A 17,157-nucleotide genomic window follows, 5' to 3' on the forward strand; every position below is an offset into this window, starting at 1 on the left:
AAAGGGCGTAAGGACAGGCTGAGCCTAGGTCAAGGGAATTTTGACGATCATCTATTTATTCGACAAATAGTCTAAGTTTCGAAACTTTTGTTGACGCAGCGAGAACTGACCGCTATCCGAATAAAAGGTCGGAGTCGCCCCTTCGGTCCAGATTGGGGTGAGGAAAGGACACGTCATGGCGAAAAAGCCCAAGATCACAATTGACGAACATGGCCAGGAACGAAACCGCCGCGGTGAGTGGTGGTCGGGCCGTCCCGTCTATCTTGAACCACTGCTGGATGATCCCCTGAATTTCCCGAAAGTGTTCAAATGGCTGACCGGTTTCCCCGGTTTCTTCTTGCCGTGGTTTGCCATCTATATGGTGCTGATCGGGGTGTGTTATGCTTGGTTCACGCCTGAACTGGCGCGGATGGAAGAATTCCGGATCGGTTGGATGGGCGAGATTCTGTTGCGCAATCTGGTCCTGATTTGGGTCTGGACCGGCATTTTTCACTTGTGGTTCTGCGGCTATAAAAAGCAGGGTCGTTTGAAGAAGTACAACGCCAACTGGCAGGCCAAAAACAACTCGACTTTCCTGTTTAGCGACCAGGTCTGGGACAATATCTTCTGGGCGCAGGTCGGCACGCTGGTCTGGACGGGGTATGAGTGTTTCCTTTGGTGGGGCTATGCAAACGGCTGGATGCCCTATCTTGATCCGGCGGAACATCCGATCTTGTTCTGCCTGCTGATGATGGCGGTTCCGTTTTGGCGCAACTTCCACTTCTACTGGATTCACCGCCTGATCCATTGGAAGCCACTTTATGACTGGGTGCACTACCTGCACCACAAGAACGTAAATGTCGGCCCCTGGTCCGGTATGGCCATGCATCCGGTCGAGCATCTGGTCTATTTCTCATGCATGCTGATCCATATGATAGTGCCCAGCCATCCGCTTCACATGATGTTCAATGGGTTCCAAACCGCACTTGGACCGGCGGTCAGTCATTCGGGTTTTGACGAGATAATGTTCGGGGATGAGCTGGCACTGCGCAATGACCGTTATATGCATTACCTGCACCACCGCTATCACAATGTGAATTTCGGTGAAAGCAATGTGCCCCTGGACAAGTGGTTCGGCAGCCTACATGACGGCACGCCCGAGGCCGATGAGCACTTCCGAAAGCTGCACACTGAGCGCACCAAGGCTATGCGCAGCACCCAAGCATGAGCGGTATCGTCATTGTCGGCGCTGGCCATGCGGGTCTGCGCGCGGCGACCTCGGCCCGCAGATCAGGTTTCGAGGGGCCGATAACTTTGATCGACCGGGATGCGGTCTGGCCGCCGCACGAACGCCCGCCCCTCTCGAAATGGCGTGAAGATGGGGTCGAGGCGCGCCACATCATCCCGGCAGAACATGTCGATGCGGCGGAGCTGACGTTCCAGCGTGATCAGGTGGAAGCGATTGATCCCGGCGCGCGGAGTCTGACGCTGTCCGATGGCGCAATACTTGGATTTGACAAATTGCTGCTGGCCACCGGGGCAGGGGCCCGCGCTTTTCGCGATGCCATGACCCTGCGCACCAAAGCCGATGCGGACGCCATACGCGAACGCGCGGCAGACGCGGAATCGGCCATCATCGTCGGAGCTGGTTTCATCGGCTTGGAGCTGGCTTCAAGCTTGCGCACCATGGGTGTCGCCGTGCGCGTGGTCGAAAAGGCAGACCGCATCCTTGCGCGCGGCGCGACTCCGGCGGTTGCAGCCATCGTGCAAAACCGTCATGTCGCGGCGGGCGTGGCGTTCAGTCTGAACCATAGTGTGACGCCGGAGGAACTGGTGCAGGCCGATCTCGTTATTGCCGGTGTCGGTTCAGCCCCGGTCGTCGAATTGGCCGAACAGGCCGGACTGTCGGTCGACAACGGGATTCTGGTGGATCGCCATCTGTGCACGTCACACCCTGACATCTTTGCAGCCGGCGATTGCTGTGCGGTCCCAGTTTTGGGCGAACAGCCAACCCGGCTGGAGGCTTGGACCGCCGCTGGCCAGCAAGGTGATATCGCAGGTCACAACATGACCTGTTCCGATGACCTGCGATCATGTGAATTGACGCCCTGGCTCTGGTTGAATCAGTATGACTATGTGCTACAAAGCGCGGGCCTGCAAAAACCGGACCATCAGATCATTGACCGCGCTTATGGGCCTGACCACCATATTTCCTTTGGCCTTTCAGACGGAAAGTTGTCTTTCGCTGTAGGTGTTGCGCGAGGTGTGAAGATTGCAAAAGATATGCGCTTTGCAATGAAGCTGATAGAAAGCGCGCGCAGTGGACAGCACGGCCCTCGCCGATCCGGTCATTGCACTCAAAAATCTGCTCAAGGTATAGGTCCAGAATGACCAAACCAGATATCCTCGCTGTGGGATCTTATGCGGAATACGACCAGGTGCCCATGGACAACGCCTTTACAGTCTGGTCCATGGATGAAGGCGGCACGCCGGACCATCTGCCCGAAGACGCTTTAGCCTCAATCCGCGCCATCGCTTTTCGCGGTCATTCATTTCTCGGCGATGAGATCATGGACCGGTTTCCCAATTTGGGAATGATTGCCAATCTTGGCGTGGGCTATGACACAATCGATGTGGCCCATGCGGTGAGCCGCGGCATTCTGGTGTCCAACACACCCGATGTCCTGACTGAGGATGTAGCCGATCTGGGCGTTGGCATGATGATCGCATGGTCGCGCGGGATTCCGGGGGCGCAGGGTTGGATACGATCCGGCGACTGGACGCAGCACGGCGAATACCGGCTGCAACGCAAAGTGTCGGGCAAACGCGTGGGGATCGTCGGGCTGGGTCGGATCGGGCGCGCGCTGGCGGAACGGCTGGTGCCGTTCAATATCGATGTCAGTTATTTTTCACGCTCCGAAAAAGACACGCCGAGATGGACCTATTTCAGCGATATCAGCGCGATGGCCGAACATGTCGATGTGCTGTTCGTGTGCATTTCTGGCGGCCCTGCAACGGCAGGTATCGTGGGGGCCGAGACACTCGCGGCGCTGGGGCCTGACGGGCTGCTGGTGAACATCTCACGTGGAACAACGGTTGACGAAGCGGCACTTCTGAATGCACTGGAAAACTGTCAGGTCGCAGGTGCCGCGCTGGATGTATTCCTGAATGAACCCAACATTGATCCGCGCTTTCTGCAACTCGACAACGTGCTACTGCAGCCGCACCAATCTTCAGGTACGATCGAGACGCGGACGGCGATGGGTGCTCTGCAACGCGAGAACCTTGCAGCGTTTTTTGCTGGCCGCTCGCTAGTGACGCCCGTGCCCGAGTGCGCCTAGGTCGTACCTGAGGATTGCAGCGACCTTGCCGGTATGAGCCTTAGACCTTAAGCCATCTACAAGTGCATACGCTCCGGGTTGATGCTTGATCGATGCGCGTGGTCCAGTCAGCTTCGCGGGCACTCCGGATGATCCCACAACCGGGCACATTCCTGGCGCGCGGCAACTCCCGTTTTCACTTCTCCTGGATGAGGAAACGGGGCAATTCCTTGAGGCAGACGAAATTACCAAGATCTTCGATCAACATTCGCCGGACTGGCGGGACAAACCCATAATCACTACTTGTGGATCGGGATACGCAGCAACTGTGACGCTTCTTGCGTTGGAGCAGCTGGGTGTTTCCGCCCGTCTGTTTGATGGCTCATTCTCGGTTTGGAAACGTGATCCAAACCGTCCCATTGAGCAGAGCGAACCTCCACTAGCGAAGTAGTGACGGGCCTTCTTCTTCGTCCTCAAAAATCTCCGGCACCGCGTTCAACCCGTTGATCGCTGAGAGCAGGGCACCTTGGAGCGCCGGCGACGTTCACTTTCAACCGAGTTGAGGCAATACTCAACCTGGCCGCCAACAAGGATGAAGGTCTAGCGCAACTTGCAGAAGTTGAGTTCTCATGTCGATCCTTCGCGTTGGCTCCATCACTATAATGTCGCTCGTCACCTCAATTGAGAGCCGAGTAATCATCGAGAACCACGCTCGGTTGGCGCGTGGCTTGGGCTAACAGCTCCGCGTTTCTGATCCAGCGAAGTCAATTACGAGGGTCACATATCCCGACGCGGAGAGCGTCATTTGCGAAGGCAGCTCTATGAGACCGCCGCCATTATCCTGACCCGAAGCTCAGCCGATTGCGACCTTCGGGCGTGGGATCTCAACCTTTGGGAAAAGATCGGCTTCAAACATGCGGCAACTGCCGCCGCGCGCAAGATGTCAAACATAATGCATGCCACGCTCAAAACCGGCATGCTCTTCAATCAAGTGCCCGTAGGCGCTTGAACAACGAAGAGGTATCCCAGCGACCACCGCCAAGTTTCTGCACGTCTTTATAAAACTGATCGACCAAAGCGGTGACCGGCAGGCTGGCGCCCGTTTCATTGGCCGTTTCCAAGCAGATACCCAGGTCTTTCCGCATCCAGTCAACGGCAAAGCCGTGGTCGAAATGGTCATCAAGCATAGTTTCGTACCTGTTCACCATCTGCCAGCTTCCGGCAGCGCCCTGACTGATGACTTCAACAACCGCCCGGCCATCCAGACCTGCTTTTTGTGCGAAATGAAGCGCCTCGCTTAGGCCCTGGACCAATCCTGCGATCGCAATCTGATTGCTCATCTTGGTCATTTGCCCGGCACCGGTTTCACCCAAGCGTCTGCAGATCTTTGAGTAAACCTGCATGATGGGTTCCGCCGCATCATAGGAGGATTGATCACCTCCGCACATGATAGAGAGGGCGCCATTTTCTGCCCCTGCCTGACCACCCGAGATCGGCGCATCAACAAAGACGAGGCCTTTTTCCTTGGCGGCGTCAGATAGCTCATGTGTGACCTTGGCAGAAACCGTCGTATGATCGACAAGTGTGGCCCCCGCCGACATACCGGCAAATGCCCCATCCGGGCCCAGACAGACGCTGCGCAAGTCATCGTCGTTGCCGACGCAGGTCATCACGAATTCTGCACCCTCGGATGCTTCGCGTGGGGTTTTGCCCATTGAACCGCCGTGTTGTTCGACCCAGGCGCCGGCTTTGCCGGATGTACGGTTAAAGACCGTGACCTCGTGGCCTGCAGCCTGCAGATGGCCAGCCATGGGGTATCCCATTACTCCGAGACCAAGGAATGCGAGTTTTGTCATCTAAATGTCCTCATTTACAGAAGGTCTTGCGGCGTTTTGCCGGCAAAGAATGCGTCTAGGTTGTCTAGGGCGCGAAAACCCATGGCATCCCGAGTTCTGGTGGTGGCGCTGCCGATATGCGGCAGCATGAAGATGTTTTCGTGTGCTGCGAAGGCCGGATTGCCGCCCGGTTCGGTTTTGAAACAGTCCAGGCCGGCCGCGCCGATCTTCCCGGTTTGGATTGCCCTCAGCAATGCATCTTCATCAACAAGTGCACCTCTGGCCGAGTTGATCAAAACAGCACCGTCGGGCAACGCATCCAGACGCTGTTCATTCATCAGATCCATGGTTTCGGGTGTTGCCGGGCAATGAAGCGACAAGAAATCAGCGACGGACAGCAGGCTTTCGATGGTTTCGTGATATGTCGTGCCTTGTTCCTGATCCGAGGGCAGGCGCGTGCGATTGTAATAGTGGACTTCCATATCGAACCCACGTGCTTTGGCCGCAAACGCCCGACCGACGCGCCCCATCCCAACAATGCCGATACGCGCGCCGGTCACCTGCTTGCCGACCATGAAGGACGGGCTCCAACTGTCCCAGGCACCGGTGCGCATAAGACGATCACCTTTGACAGCGTGGCGTGCAGCGCCGAGCATCAGCAATACCGCCAGCTCTGCCGTCGCATCCGAAAGAACATCCGGAGTATTGGTTACCGCGATTCCTTTCGCCTCCAGAGCAGGCAAATCGCAGTGATCAACACCTACCGAGTGGTTCGCGACAATCTTCAAGCGCGGATCGAGCTGTGCCACCACATCTGCCGAGAAGTGCTCGGAATGACAGGGCATCATCGCGTCGACCTTGGAACTCATCGCGATAATCTCATCGGCGGTTCCGGGCGTGTCCGCGTCATTCAGAATTACATCATAGTCATGTTCTGCGCGCGCAATTGTGGCGTCAGAGACGCGTCGCGGCAGCCAAAGGACCGGTTTCTGGGTCATAGATTCAGTCCTTTTTGATTGCTTCTTCCCAGAAGTTGTAAAGAGCCAGGGCAATCACGAAGACTGCGATCAGAAGGAATGGCAATCCTCCCCAAAAGCCGGCAAAACCGGTTGAGATGCTGTGTGCCAGACCCAGAACAAATATGGCCATCAAGCCGGTTCCGATCAGGCCCAAGATGATGTTTGTCTTACGTGACATGTTGATTTCCTTCTGTGTTCTCAGCTGACAGGGCGCGTTGAACCCATGACGCGGTGCGAAACAGGCGGTCATCTTCCTCCGCCCCGCCAATGAGTTGAACGCCAATGGGCAAGTCATTCTGCCCAACCAGCAAAGGCAGTGTCAGACAGGGTAGGCCTGCCAGCGTCCAGGGCAGGCAAAAGACTGAATCGCCCGTATGCCCCGCACTTAGCAATGGGGCCTCGCCAGTTGCGGATGGCGCCATGATGGCGTCGAAGTCATTGAAGTATTCGGCGAAGAAACCCTGGGCGGATGCCATCACGCCCAGCGCATCATCGTACTGCGTTGGCGAGATGTTTTCCGCGCGGGTGATGGCAGATTGCATCTCGTCGCTCAGGTCCGACCAATGAGCCCCAGCGATTTCAGCCATATTCTGGCGGATCTCATAGTCGTAGATTGTTTTGTGTACATTGATCAGATCGGACAGTTGAGGCGATGCCTCAAATCGTTCGACTCTGCCGTCCAGCCCTTCAATGACAGCATTGAGACCTTCGGTCGTGTCGGAATCCAACCGATCATGGAATGGAAAGTCCAGCCAGGCGATATCGGGCGAGACCGGAACATCGGATTGCGCGCCAGCCAGCATTTGCGCGCGCGGTCTTGCAAAGCTGGCAGGATCGTTTTGATCATAGCCTGAGATGACATCTGACAGCAGCGCGACATCTTCCAGCGTGTTTGCAAAGCTGCCGACATGATCCAACGAGACTGAGGTTCTGAACACGCCGCTGCGCGAGACAGTACCGCGCGTGGGTTTGAATCCGTAGACACCACAAAAAGAGGCGGGTCGAATGACGGACCCACCGGTTTGGCTGCCAATGGCAAGCGGCACATGTCGCGCCGCGACAGCCGCAGCGGAGCCGCTGGATGATCCGCCCGGCGTTCTGGTTACGTCGGTGGGGTTGGTCGTATCTGTGGGATGCATGAACGCAAATTCGGTCGTTTTGGTCTTACCCACGATGACCGCGCCCGCCTCGCGCAGGTGTTCGACCAGTCTTGCATCCGCTTCAGGCTGTCGACCTTCGAAGATAGGCGTTCCCCGCCGTGTCGGCATGTCTTTGGTATCGACGATATCTTTCAGACCAACCGGCACTCCGTGCAGAGCACCGGTTGCGCGCCCGGCCTTGCGAACCCTGTCCATTTCGCGAGCCTGATCAATTGCCGCGTCCGCATCCAGATGTGCCCATGCACGAATTGAGCTATCCGTTTTTTCGATCCGGTCCAAATGGCTTTCAACCAGTGCTTCAGACGAAAGGTGCCCTGCTCGAATTGCCTCGGCGGATTGCGCCGCCGAGAGCAGGGACAGGTCGTGTTTTGTCATGGCACCCATACCCCGAACAGGTAGTCAGGCAACCAAAGCGCAATTCCCGGGAACTGGTACATCAACACCATACAAAGGATAACAATGGCCAGATACGGCATCAGACCTTTGAAGATTTCCATCAACTGGATCTGATTTTTTAGAACGCCCTTTAGATAATAGGCTGACATTGCCATGGGAGGCGTCAAGAACGAGGTCTGCAAATTCAGTGCAACTAGCATCGCGAAGAAATACGGGTTTACGCCGAAAGTCTCGAGCATAGGCAGAAAGATCGGAACGAAGATGATCAGAATCTCAGACCATTCCAGAGGCCACCCCAAAAGGAATATGATAAGCTGAGCAAGGACCAGGAACTGCCAGGGTTGCAGGTTCATACCCACCACCCAATGCTCAATCACGTCATGGCCACCCAAGTACGAGAAGATTGAGGCAAAGGTCCACGATCCGACGAACAGCCAACACACCATCGCGGTGGCCTTCGCCGTCAGAAAGACACTTTGCTTGACCTTATCCCAGGTGAGCGATCGATAAAGCACAGCCAGCACCAGCCCCCCAAGCGCGCCCATTGCGGCCGCCTCCGCAGGTGTTGCCAACCCGCCCAGGATCGAGCCAAGCACAAGCATGATCAGCACGGTCAGGGGTACAAACGAGATCAGAAGATCCATATAGACCTGACGTTTCGGCGGGATATCATCTTCCTGAGGTTTTGGCGCCAGAGCAGGGTTAATCCAAACGCGAACCATAACGTAGACAATGTAAAGACCGGCTAGCAGAAGGCCTGGAAACACCGCCGCTGCATAGAGCCGAAGCGGAGAAAGCTCGGCGATGGCGGCGTAAACGATCAGCATAATGGATGGCGGAATGAGAATACCCAGTGTACCGCCCGCACAGATTACCCCTGATGCGAAGCTGCGCTGGTATCCGGCGTTTGCCATAGCTGGATAAGCCAGCAATCCCATAAGTGTTACAACGGCACCGACTATGCCTGATGCGGTCGAAAAGACAGCGCAGGTCAATAGGGCTGCAATCGCCAGCGAACCTGGAAGGTTGCGCGCTGCCATATAGAGCGAAAAGAACAACCGGTCGACGATATTGGCCCGTTCGACCACATACCCCATGAACAAGAATAATGGGATCGCCACAAGTGTGTCGTTCTCCATCACCGAATAGGTGTTCTGGTTCAGCAGGTAGAAGATGTTGTTATTGAAGATGTCCGCGATGCTTTCGGGCGCGGATTGATAGTAAGCATAGTACCCAAATCCGACGCCCATCGCCAACAGCGTAAAGGCAATTGGAAAGCCTAGCAAAACCAAGACGATAAAGAGGCTGAGCATCAAGATGGCGACCTGAGGATCAGTCATCGTTGCGGCCTCCTTGTTGTTGTCCTGTTGATCGGACTCTGTCGATAGATGCTTCCATGAGCATGTCTTCGGTTTCGCGCACATCATCCAGCCGTTCGAGCCAGACACCGGTGCGCATAGCAAGCCAGCACCGGGCCATTTCCGCGATGCCCTGAAGCATCAGCAGAAGTCCGGCGACCGGTATTAGTGTTTTGAAGAAGTAGACCTGAATGCGTGCGGGGCTATTCCAGCTGACCTCTTCGTACCGCCAGCTGTCGGCGGCAATTTCCCATCCGTACCAGAACAACGCGAACATACCGGGAAAGAAGAAGAGGATGTAGAGTATGAAATCAACGCGCGCCTGCCAGCGAACCGAAAACAGCCTGTAAAGCACGTCACCCCGAACATGCGCGTCCTGGGCGAGGGCGTAAGCGCCTGCCATGAGGAACAGCGCGCCATACATCTGAACCATCATATCGAACGCCCAGACTGTTGGCTTGTTCAGCACGTATCGGACGAACACTTCGTAGGACACCGAAAGTGTCAATATTAGGATGCACCATCCGAAGGCTTTGCCTACCCATTGGCTAAGCCCTTCGATGGCGTGGATTGTCTTGATCAACGTCAATTCCTCGCCTGTTCTGCCCGGACATCAAGAAGCCGCGCGCCTTGAACGCGCGACTCCTATCTTTCTGAAAAAATCGTTAGATTCAGCCGAAATAGTGCTTATACGCCAGCTTGTAGTCGGGCTGGTTGAGGTTCAGGTAGTTCATGACCGTCTTCGCATAGTCCTTCTGGCTCTCGATGACCTTGGCAAAGAATGGATCCTCATTCGAGATCCGCTCTACCACGACATCCCAGGCGTCAAGTTGCGCCTGCATCACGCTGTCGGGCGTGCGGTAGACATTTACACCTTGCTCTTCAGCCAGCGTTACCAGATCTTCGGAATAACGCTTTGTGTTGTTCCAATAGAAGTTCGAGTTCTCGGCCTCGGAAGCATATCGAAGTATTGCCTGCAGTTCAGGTGCCAGCGCGTTGAACTTGTCCTTGTTGAAGGTAACTTCGAAGAACTCCTGGCTCTGGTGGAATGAAGCCAGATGGTAATGCTTGGACACGTCTTGCATACCAAAGTCGCGGTCCGAAGTTGGGTTGTTGAATTCCGCCGCATCGATCAGGCCAGACTTCATCGCTGGCTGGATTTCACCACCCGGCAGCTGAACAACCGACATACCCATTTCAAGCAGAACGTCTGCAGCAAGACCAACAGTGCGGTATTTCAGCCCGTTCATCTGATCTGCGTCTGTAATCTGCTGCTTGAACCAGCCAAGAGGCTGAGCAGGCATTGGAGAATTGAAGAACGAGACCACGTTCAGGCCAAGGATGCCCATCAATTCGTCAAACAATTCCTGGCCGCCACCATAATTGACCCAACCCAGAACTTCTTGGCTGGACCAGCCGAAACACGGACCTGTTCCGAACAGAGATGCTGTTTTTGACTTGGAGTACCAATAAGCTGGCACATAGTGAGCGGCATCCAGGACGCCGCGATGGACTGCGTCCTGCATCTGGCTTGTTTTTACAACCGAGTTAACCGGCAGCAATTCAATTGTTAGTTTGCCTCCCGACATCTCATTGACGCGGTTCACGTAGGATTGAGCGTTCTCAAGAAAAATGCCACCGCCCCATGCGGCTTGCATTTTGAGGTTGGTTCCTTCTTGAGCGTGGACAGCAGGCGCAGCGAGCGCACCGGCTCCGACGACAGCAGATCCGCGCAGAAAATTTCTGCGGTTCATAGACTTGTTCATGTTTCCTCCCTTAACTGGGCTTTGCCGATCTGTGAGCGACCAAAGCTCCATTCCGCTCCCAAGCGGATAAGGCAACGATATGTTAGAATCTGAAAATTTTCAAAATTTTTTGGAAACTTTTCCGTTAACTTTTGATGTTGGCATTTAAGTTTTTGTAAAATAACACTTTCTTTTTTTCATTTTTTTCCCTGACCGGACGCGATAAAGTACAGTTTAGCGAATTCGACAACAGGCCGCCGAAAAATGTCAGATGAAAGAACCGCCACGCGCCGCGGGCGTCCACGTACTCAGCTAGGTGAGAGTAAGTCGCTTGCTTCGCCTGTGGTTGCTCTTGATCGGGGTATACGGATCTTGACCATTCTGGCGAATGAAGGCAGCGCAACACTTGCAGAGATAGCAAAGAGCACGGATATTCCTGCGGCCACAGCCCATCGAATTGTTGCAACGCTTGAAGCGCGTGGCATGGTTTCTCAGGATCTTGTCAGCGGGAAATGGCGTGTGGGCCCACAGGCATTTCGAATCGGAAGTGCGTTTGAAGAGGGGTCGAATCTGCTTGAGGTTGCCCCGCCTTTGATGCGCAGACTCTCTAAGGAAACCGGGGAAACGGCCAATCTTGCAGTCGAGCAGGGAAATGAGCTGATTTACCTGATTCAGGTCGAGTCAGAGAATCCCATACGGGCCTCAATTAAGAACGGAACTTCAGCGTATTTTCACACCTCCGGTGTGGGCAAAGCGATTATGGCCTACATGACCCGATCAAAGCTTGTCGATTTACTGGGCACCTTCAGTCTTGTGAGGCAAACAGACAACTCGATTACTGAAGCCGAGAAATTGTTGATTGAGCTGGAAAATATCCATTCACGAGGCTGGGCCCTGGATGACGAAGAACGTTTTCTTGGGATGCGGTGCATTGCAGCTCCTGTTTTTGACAGCTTGGGAAATGTGATTGCCGGTGTCTCAATATCGGGACCAATTTCGCGTTTCCCCGACGACAAATTGGAAACGCTCGCCACAGCTGTTCAAAACGCGGCGGCGTCAATGTCGGAAAACCTCAAGACATCCCAGGCCTGAGCCCTGATTTCCGAAGCTAAGTTCTGAGATCTAACGGCATGGCCGAGGCTGGCTCGAATCGGATTCCAGCCCAAGGTCGATTTGACCGGAAAGTTCTGGGTCAAATCAGAATGCGCCATAAGTGCGCCATGCCAGCTTATGGCAGGAAAAACCCCATTACCCTATGAAACAAAAGCAAAAAACCAGCCTTCGCAACGTTCTTGAATTCACTGTATACAAAGCGCGAGACGGACAGACAGGCGGTAACGCTTGATCCCGGTATCGTTTGACGCGCTGATCGCGCATGCAATGCGCAACATCCAGTTGAGTTCTGAAGACGAAGAGATCCGAGTGGATCAAGCCGAGCGCGCAGAAAAAACACTGCAACCTGTTGTTGCAGCCTTAGCGGGCGACGCCAGCATGAATGCTGATAGGTTTCCGCATGGGGTCATGGTCCGGGAATTTCCATGGACTTTCCCGGTATAAATCCATTCCTTGTGACACGTGAATTGACGGTCGCAAGGGTTCACAACTTGCTGAAACGATACTTTTCGAGGATTTCAAGGATCACAGCTTTTGCATGCAACCTGTGACGACGGTGTCGGGCATGCGCAGTTTCAGGATCTCTGTTTCGAATGGCCTGATACACAGCCCTGTGATCTTCGTTCGATTTCAACGGCAAAGGGCGGACATAGAGCGTTGCGGCACGCGCGCGCGTAACCTGATCACTCATCATCTCTACGATCTTTTCGACGCGGGTGTTTCCGCCAAGGCGAACGAGTTCACGATGAAACGTGTCATCCGCTTCAGCCCAGCTTTCCAGATCTTCCGATTCAATCGCGTTGTCCATACGGTCGATGGATTGGGCAAGAGGCACCAGCTTGTCATCGCCGTAACCTGCTTCGGCTGCTTTCTGCGCCGCGAGGCTTTCGAGTTCGGTCAGTATGTCGTAGATCTCGCACATATCATCCGGCGAAACCGGCAGGATGCGAACGCCTTTGCGCGGGCGCATTTCAAGCAAACCCTTACTTTCAAGCATCAAGGCTGCTTCTCGAACCGGGGTCCGGGACATGCCAAGATGTTCGGCAAGTTCCGATTCCAGATGATCGGTCCCCGCGGCCAGCTGCCCCGACAATATCATGCCGCGCAGATCGTGAACTGCACGTTGGGTATTTGACAGGACCTTCTCGTTTTTGGGCTTCATTTTTTGTCCAGCATGATCTTCTTTCCCGCCTCGTTCGACGCATAGACGGCTTTTTCGGTTCGAAGGACCTCAAGATACTCCTGAGCGACGTTTTCGATTGGCGTCCCTGACAGGAAACCCGAAATCACGTGACTTTGCAAAGCGTGAACGCAATCTCCACCAAACCCATCCCATGTATCTGCTGGTCGGACCACCTGAATCTCCTGTTGTCCGAAAGCACGTAGGCTCACAGAACCGTCGCCCGCAAGGGTCAGTGTCCCTTCTGTTCCTTCAATCAATGCCTCTCCCATTGTACGTCGCAGATTGTCGGCTGCATGGTCCAAACACCTGTTTCCATCGATCAGCGTCGACATGCCGTTTTCATAGTTCAACAAGACATGTCCGGCATCTTCACCGGCGATGACGGGGTTGATCTTTCGCAGATCTGCATAGACCGAGCTTGGCGCGCCAAACATAAACCGAAACGTATCGATGTAGTGAACGCCAGTTTCGTGCACCAGCAGCTTTGGCATCTTCTGAAAATAGGGTTGCCGGTCCAGATAAGCATTTGGCCCCTGGCCGTCGCCGGGCCGGAGACGAAAGGTTGCCTGCAACGGAGTGCCGATCCCACCGCGGTCCAGAACCGACTTAATCGCGCGAAACCACGGCTGAAACCGGAAGTTCTCGTGAATGATTATCGTCGCATTTTCGGCGTCTGCCATAGCGATAAGTTCTTCAGCTTGCTCAAGAGACGGGCAAAAGGGCTTTTGGCAAATTAACCACTTTATCCCATGAGACAGCGCTGTTTTGATCGTCTCCACATGGCCGGTCGGCGGCAAGATCACATCCAGAATGTCGGGTTCACAGGCGGTGAGCATTTCCGACAAATCCGTATAGGCGGACACACCAGTAGCCTTCGCTTTTTCCAATTCAAGGTCGCAAGACGCCAAAAGGTCCACGTCAGCCATGCGCGACCAGCTTTCATAGTGGAACTGGCTAAAGTATCCGGCGCCAACACATGCGACCTTTACCTTGCGCGTGTCAGTCATGCGACCAATACCTCTTGCAGCACAGACGATGCTGCTGCTTCTGTTCCGGCCTCACCTCCCAGGTCACGCGTGAGCGAGTTGCCATCGGAAATCACTTTCTCGACTGCATTCTGAAGCCTCGATCCATCGCTGATCAGGGCGTCGTTGTCATTACGAGATCCCAACCATTCGAGCATCATGGCAGCAGACAGGATCATTGCAAACGGGTTGGCGATGCCTTGGCCTGCGATATCGGGCGCAGACCCGTGGCAAGGCTGAAACACTGCGTGGTTAAGTCCGATATCAGCCGATGGCGCCAGGCCGAGACCGCCCATCAGACCAGCGCCCAGATCTGAGAGGATGTCGCCAAACATGTTTTCCGTCACAAGGACATCGAATTCCCAGGGTTTTTGCACCATCCATAGCGCTGTCGCGTCAACATATGCATGGTTCGCCTCAAGCTGAGGATGTTGTTTGGCTTCTGCATCAAACATGTCGCGGAAAAAGGCAAACGCACGGAAGACGTTGGCCTTGTCGACACAGGTGACATGTCCCTTGCCTTTTCCCTGCTTGCGACGTTCTTCTGCCAGGTCGAATGTGAACTTGAACAGTTTTTCAGAAACGTCACGGGTTATCAGCAATGTTTCACGTGCTTCGTTCTCAAGAACTTCACCACAACCTTGTGTATGAAAGAGCCCTTCGGTGCTCTCACGCACGAGAACAAAGTCGATCTCTTTGCCCGGAGGTAAGGCAAGAGGCGTGGACTGTCCTGCCTGGACCCGCACCGGTCGAACGCCGGCGAATAACCCGAGTTTCTTTCTCAGATCGATCTGAGGGGATATTTCTGTTCCGTCCTCATACCTGACATCCGGCAAGCCCATTGCCGACAGCAATATGGCATCAGCGCTGCGTGCAATTTCCATGGACATGTCGGGGAATGAGTCACCTGTTTGAGCATAATGGGCAGCCCCGGCAGGCGCATTTGTGAACGTCAGATCATAGTCCGGGCTGGCATCCGACATCTGGCGAAGAATCTCAATTGTGGGTGCCATGATCTCTGGGCCGATACCATCACCTTGAAACACAGCGATCTCAAATTTTCCTGTCATCCTGATGTCATGTCCTTTTCGCTCGCTTGGCAATTTGGCGGTAAACGCAAACCGACGCGTTGACAATGCTGAATTTAACGTATACGAAATAAAATGCAACAAAAAGCACATTGTGATTTCTTGGGAGGAACTATGATGAAATCTGGATTTGCAAAGCTGATCGTCTCTGCTTTGCTTGCAGCGGGCGTAAGCAGTACCGCAGGCGCGCAGGACTACCCCTTTCGCGATATCACCACAGCAGTTGTTTGGGGGGCCGGCGGCGGCACCGACACGATCAACCGTATGATCATGGCCGAGATGGAAAAGCATCTGCCAGTGTCGATCAACGTGATCAATCAGACAGGTGGTGTCGCCGGATCGAACGGCATGGTTTACGTCATGAACCAACCCAACGACGGCTACACTCTGGTTGGCTTGTCGGAATCCAATGTCACTGCTGCGGTGCAGGGTGGCTGGGATCAGAAGTTTGATTTCTGGTATCCCTTCATCGTTGGCGGTTCACCCGACCTGATTTCTGTGCCCGCTGACAGCCCTTACAATTCGTTGCAGGATCTGGTCGATGCTGCAAAGGCGGCGCCCGGTACCATCCCCGCGGCTGCATCCGGGGCAGGATCCATCCACCACCTGAACCTGCTGGCCATCGAAAAAGGCTCGGGCGCAGAGTTCAAATTTGTGCCGTACAAAGGCTCGGCACCTGGACAGGAAGCAGCCATCGCAGGCGAAGTTGCGCTTGTTGTGACATCTCTGGCCGAGCAGGCACCGTTGATCGAAGGCGGGCAGCTAAAGCCCCTGGCGATGCTGACACCCGAAGATGCGCAGATCGCCGGAACGACGGTCCCATCCGCATTTGGTATCTATGATGGTTTGGACCAGTATCTGCCCCTTAAGCAGGCAATCGGGTTTGCGGTACACAACTCGGCCGGAGACGATGTCAAAGCCGCTCTTGGAGCAGCGTTTGAAAAAGCGATTGCATCTGACACGGTGGCGGAATGGGCTGCGGCGAACAACTATGATGTTGGCGGTCAGTACGGCCCCGAAGCACAAGAGCTGTTTTCCAACCTCGAAGCGACCTTCGCCTATACACTGCAGGATCTAGGCGCAACTACGGTTGATCCCGCGTCGCTGGGGATCGAAAAGCCCTAAACTGATACCATGGGTCTGGAAAGGGCGCTGACCTGCGCCCTTTCTTGCTGGAGGCAGGCAAATGGAAAAGCCCGATGACGTACTGGTGTTGCGCGCACGCGATTTCTGGGCATCGTTGACGCTGATCGTACTCTCGATTTTCTTTCTTTGGAAAACCTCGTCTATCCCACTATGGGGAGGGAACAGAGCAGGCGTCAGCGGCACAGACTGGTACAATTCCGCGGCGATTGTTCCACTCTTTATCTTCACAGCCATACTCGTATTGGCCTTTGTTTTGTTGATCGTTTCGATCCGCTCGGGTGGTGCACAACATGCTGTGACCTCTGTTGGTCTTGGCTGGGACAAGGCTGAGGCGCTTCGCGTTTCAACGATCAGCCTGATGTTGTTGGCTTATGTTGTCGGCTTAGTGCCCCGTGTTGATTTCATTCTGTGTTCCGGACTGCTGATAACTGGCCTCAGCTTTGGTTTTTTTGGCGGACACGCGTGGCGCGCATCTGTTGCTTGCATGTTCTTGGTGGCGGCCGGGGTTTTTGCTTTCGTCAGTTATCCTGCGCAAGCGGATTGGAACAACCATGCGGATGACTGGGTCACGCTGTTTCTCTGGATCGGTTTGACCGTACTTTTGCTTGTGAAAGGCGCAAACGACAAGGTGCTACGGGTTGTGCCATTGATCGCAATCCTCGCGCCTCTCATCCTGGTCTGTGCCATGGCCTTCGGATTTCGTCAGAACTTGCCCGCGCGCGGGGGACTGATTTTTAAGCAGATCGAATACCACTACTACGTGACGCTTAGGCCTCTTTGGAAAGAATAG

18 protein-coding genes are annotated in these 17,157 nt (G+C 54.6%); 8 read left to right on the plus strand and 10 right to left on the minus strand.

What is annotated here, in order from left to right:
- Nucleotides 1-175 precede the first annotated feature (175 nt).
- From Q5Y75_RS16970 to Q5Y75_RS28545, 4 genes are all read left to right on the plus strand, one after another.
- Complete coding sequence (locus Q5Y75_RS16970; protein WP_306199598.1) at nucleotides 176-1,207, plus strand: sterol desaturase family protein; 1,032 nt, start codon at nucleotides 176-178, stop codon at nucleotides 1,205-1,207.
- Nucleotides 1,204-2,370, plus strand: a complete 1,167-nt coding sequence (locus Q5Y75_RS16975) for an NAD(P)/FAD-dependent oxidoreductase (protein ID WP_306199600.1) — start codon at nucleotides 1,204-1,206, stop codon at nucleotides 2,368-2,370. The genes Q5Y75_RS16970 and Q5Y75_RS16975 overlap by 4 nt, the downstream gene beginning before the upstream one ends.
- Nucleotides 2,367-3,320 carry a 2-hydroxyacid dehydrogenase gene (locus Q5Y75_RS16980; protein WP_306199602.1) on the plus strand — a complete coding sequence of 318 codons (954 nt, stop codon included), beginning with the start codon at nucleotides 2,367-2,369 and terminating at the stop codon, nucleotides 3,318-3,320. Before Q5Y75_RS16975 ends, Q5Y75_RS16980 begins: the two co-directional genes overlap by 4 nt.
- A gap of 85 nt (nucleotides 3,321-3,405) precedes the next feature.
- Complete coding sequence (locus Q5Y75_RS28545) at nucleotides 3,406-3,750, plus strand: sulfurtransferase (protein ID WP_371933282.1); 345 nt, start codon at nucleotides 3,406-3,408, stop codon at nucleotides 3,748-3,750.
- Between the two features lie 532 nt (nucleotides 3,751-4,282).
- Here Q5Y75_RS28545 and Q5Y75_RS16985 read toward each other — a convergent pair.
- The 7 genes from Q5Y75_RS16985 to Q5Y75_RS17015 all read right to left on the minus strand — a co-directional run bounded on the left by Q5Y75_RS16985 (nucleotide 4,283) and on the right by Q5Y75_RS17015 (nucleotide 10,833).
- On the minus strand, nucleotides 4,283-5,155 hold the full coding sequence (locus tag Q5Y75_RS16985; protein WP_306199603.1) for an NAD(P)-dependent oxidoreductase: 873 nt from the start codon (nucleotides 5,153-5,155) through the stop codon (nucleotides 4,283-4,285).
- Between the two features lie 14 nt (nucleotides 5,156-5,169).
- Nucleotides 5,170-6,132 (minus strand): 2-hydroxyacid dehydrogenase, encoded by a 963-nt coding sequence (locus tag Q5Y75_RS16990; RefSeq protein ID WP_306199605.1) that lies wholly within the window; start codon nucleotides 6,130-6,132, stop codon nucleotides 5,170-5,172.
- Nucleotides 6,133-6,136: 4 nt separating this feature from the next.
- A complete protein-coding gene (locus tag Q5Y75_RS16995; protein ID WP_306199607.1) occupies nucleotides 6,137-6,331 on the minus strand; it encodes a hypothetical protein in 195 nt (64 codons plus the stop codon).
- The gene (locus tag Q5Y75_RS17000) at nucleotides 6,321-7,688 is read right to left on the minus strand and encodes an amidase (RefSeq protein ID WP_306199609.1); all 1,368 of its coding nucleotides are present in this window, start codon (nucleotides 7,686-7,688) and stop codon (nucleotides 6,321-6,323) included. Before Q5Y75_RS17000 ends, Q5Y75_RS16995 begins: the two co-directional genes overlap by 11 nt.
- Nucleotides 7,685-9,049: a TRAP transporter large permease gene (locus Q5Y75_RS17005; RefSeq protein ID WP_306199611.1), complete on the minus strand. Its 1,365-nt coding sequence runs from the start codon at nucleotides 9,047-9,049 to the stop codon at nucleotides 7,685-7,687. The genes Q5Y75_RS17000 and Q5Y75_RS17005 overlap by 4 nt, the downstream gene beginning before the upstream one ends.
- Entirely contained in the window at nucleotides 9,042-9,650 is a 609-nt protein-coding gene (locus Q5Y75_RS17010) for a TRAP transporter small permease subunit (RefSeq protein ID WP_306199613.1), read from the minus strand. The genes Q5Y75_RS17005 and Q5Y75_RS17010 overlap by 8 nt, the downstream gene beginning before the upstream one ends.
- A gap of 88 nt (nucleotides 9,651-9,738) precedes the next feature.
- Nucleotides 9,739-10,833 carry a TRAP transporter substrate-binding protein gene (locus Q5Y75_RS17015; RefSeq protein WP_306199615.1) on the minus strand — a complete coding sequence of 365 codons (1,095 nt, stop codon included), beginning with the start codon at nucleotides 10,831-10,833 and terminating at the stop codon, nucleotides 9,739-9,741.
- 243 nt (nucleotides 10,834-11,076) lie between these two features.
- On the opposite strand from Q5Y75_RS17015, the gene Q5Y75_RS17020 reads away from it, so the two are divergent.
- Together Q5Y75_RS17020 and Q5Y75_RS17025 are read left to right on the plus strand one after the other, a co-directional pair.
- A complete protein-coding gene (locus tag Q5Y75_RS17020) occupies nucleotides 11,077-11,904 on the plus strand; it encodes an IclR family transcriptional regulator (RefSeq protein ID WP_306199617.1) in 828 nt (275 codons plus the stop codon).
- Nucleotides 11,905-12,153: 249 nt separating this feature from the next.
- The gene (locus tag Q5Y75_RS17025) at nucleotides 12,154-12,369 is read left to right on the plus strand and encodes a hypothetical protein (RefSeq protein ID WP_306199619.1); all 216 of its coding nucleotides are present in this window, start codon (nucleotides 12,154-12,156) and stop codon (nucleotides 12,367-12,369) included.
- 40 nt (nucleotides 12,370-12,409) lie between these two features.
- Here Q5Y75_RS17025 and Q5Y75_RS17030 read toward each other — a convergent pair whose 3' ends face one another.
- The 3 genes from Q5Y75_RS17030 to Q5Y75_RS17040 are packed head-to-tail and all read right to left on the minus strand — an operon-like array spanning nucleotide 12,410 to nucleotide 15,203.
- Nucleotides 12,410-13,087, minus strand: a complete 678-nt coding sequence (locus tag Q5Y75_RS17030; RefSeq protein WP_306199621.1) for a GntR family transcriptional regulator — start codon at nucleotides 13,085-13,087, stop codon at nucleotides 12,410-12,412.
- Nucleotides 13,084-14,115 (minus strand): Gfo/Idh/MocA family protein, encoded by a 1,032-nt coding sequence (locus Q5Y75_RS17035; RefSeq protein WP_306199623.1) that lies wholly within the window; start codon nucleotides 14,113-14,115, stop codon nucleotides 13,084-13,086. The genes Q5Y75_RS17030 and Q5Y75_RS17035 overlap by 4 nt, the downstream gene beginning before the upstream one ends.
- Nucleotides 14,112-15,203 carry an isocitrate/isopropylmalate dehydrogenase family protein gene (locus Q5Y75_RS17040; protein ID WP_306199624.1) on the minus strand — a complete coding sequence of 364 codons (1,092 nt, stop codon included), beginning with the start codon at nucleotides 15,201-15,203 and terminating at the stop codon, nucleotides 14,112-14,114. The genes Q5Y75_RS17035 and Q5Y75_RS17040 overlap by 4 nt, the downstream gene beginning before the upstream one ends.
- A 135-nt stretch (nucleotides 15,204-15,338) precedes the next feature.
- Between Q5Y75_RS17040 and Q5Y75_RS17045 the strand changes: the two genes are divergently transcribed.
- Both Q5Y75_RS17045 and Q5Y75_RS17050 read left to right on the plus strand, forming a co-directional pair.
- Nucleotides 15,339-16,346 (plus strand): Bug family tripartite tricarboxylate transporter substrate binding protein, encoded by a 1,008-nt coding sequence (locus tag Q5Y75_RS17045; protein ID WP_306199627.1) that lies wholly within the window; start codon nucleotides 15,339-15,341, stop codon nucleotides 16,344-16,346.
- A gap of 61 nt (nucleotides 16,347-16,407) precedes the next feature.
- Nucleotides 16,408-17,157 (plus strand): hypothetical protein, encoded by a 750-nt coding sequence (locus tag Q5Y75_RS17050; protein WP_306199629.1) that lies wholly within the window; start codon nucleotides 16,408-16,410, stop codon nucleotides 17,155-17,157.

Origin of the sequence: Ruegeria discodermiae, from assembly GCF_030758345.1 — a bacterium.
Lineage (GTDB): Bacteria > Pseudomonadota > Alphaproteobacteria > Rhodobacterales > Rhodobacteraceae > Ruegeria_C.

Excerpts from the sequence above, each read along its gene's own strand:
- Q5Y75_RS16985 (WP_306199603.1), bottom strand. The coding sequence starts at position 5,155 with ATGACAAAACTCGCATTCCTTGGTCTCGGAGTAATGGGATACCCCATG.
- Q5Y75_RS17015 (WP_306199615.1), bottom strand. The coding sequence starts at position 10,833 with ATGAACAAGTCTATGAACCGCAGAAATTTTCTGCGCGGATCTGCTGTC.
- Q5Y75_RS17000 (WP_306199609.1), bottom strand. The coding sequence starts at position 7,688 with ATGACAAAACACGACCTGTCCCTGCTCTCGGCGGCGCAATCCGCCGAG.
- Q5Y75_RS17050 (WP_306199629.1), top strand. The coding sequence starts at position 16,408 with ATGGAAAAGCCCGATGACGTACTGGTGTTGCGCGCACGCGATTTCTGG.
- Q5Y75_RS17020 (WP_306199617.1), top strand. The coding sequence starts at position 11,077 with ATGTCAGATGAAAGAACCGCCACGCGCCGCGGGCGTCCACGTACTCAG.
- Q5Y75_RS17030 (WP_306199621.1), bottom strand. The coding sequence starts at position 13,087 with ATGAAGCCCAAAAACGAGAAGGTCCTGTCAAATACCCAACGTGCAGTT.
- Q5Y75_RS16980 (WP_306199602.1), top strand. The coding sequence starts at position 2,367 with ATGACCAAACCAGATATCCTCGCTGTGGGATCTTATGCGGAATACGAC.
- Q5Y75_RS16990 (WP_306199605.1), bottom strand. The coding sequence starts at position 6,132 with ATGACCCAGAAACCGGTCCTTTGGCTGCCGCGACGCGTCTCTGACGCC.
- Q5Y75_RS17005 (WP_306199611.1), bottom strand. The coding sequence starts at position 9,049 with ATGACTGATCCTCAGGTCGCCATCTTGATGCTCAGCCTCTTTATCGTC.
- Q5Y75_RS16970 (WP_306199598.1), top strand. The coding sequence starts at position 176 with ATGGCGAAAAAGCCCAAGATCACAATTGACGAACATGGCCAGGAACGA.
- Q5Y75_RS17045 (WP_306199627.1), top strand. The coding sequence starts at position 15,339 with ATGAAATCTGGATTTGCAAAGCTGATCGTCTCTGCTTTGCTTGCAGCG.
- Q5Y75_RS16995 (WP_306199607.1), bottom strand. The coding sequence starts at position 6,331 with ATGTCACGTAAGACAAACATCATCTTGGGCCTGATCGGAACCGGCTTG.
- Q5Y75_RS16975 (WP_306199600.1), top strand. The coding sequence starts at position 1,204 with ATGAGCGGTATCGTCATTGTCGGCGCTGGCCATGCGGGTCTGCGCGCG.
- Q5Y75_RS17035 (WP_306199623.1), bottom strand. The coding sequence starts at position 14,115 with ATGACTGACACGCGCAAGGTAAAGGTCGCATGTGTTGGCGCCGGATAC.
- Q5Y75_RS17040 (WP_306199624.1), bottom strand. The coding sequence starts at position 15,203 with ATGACAGGAAAATTTGAGATCGCTGTGTTTCAAGGTGATGGTATCGGC.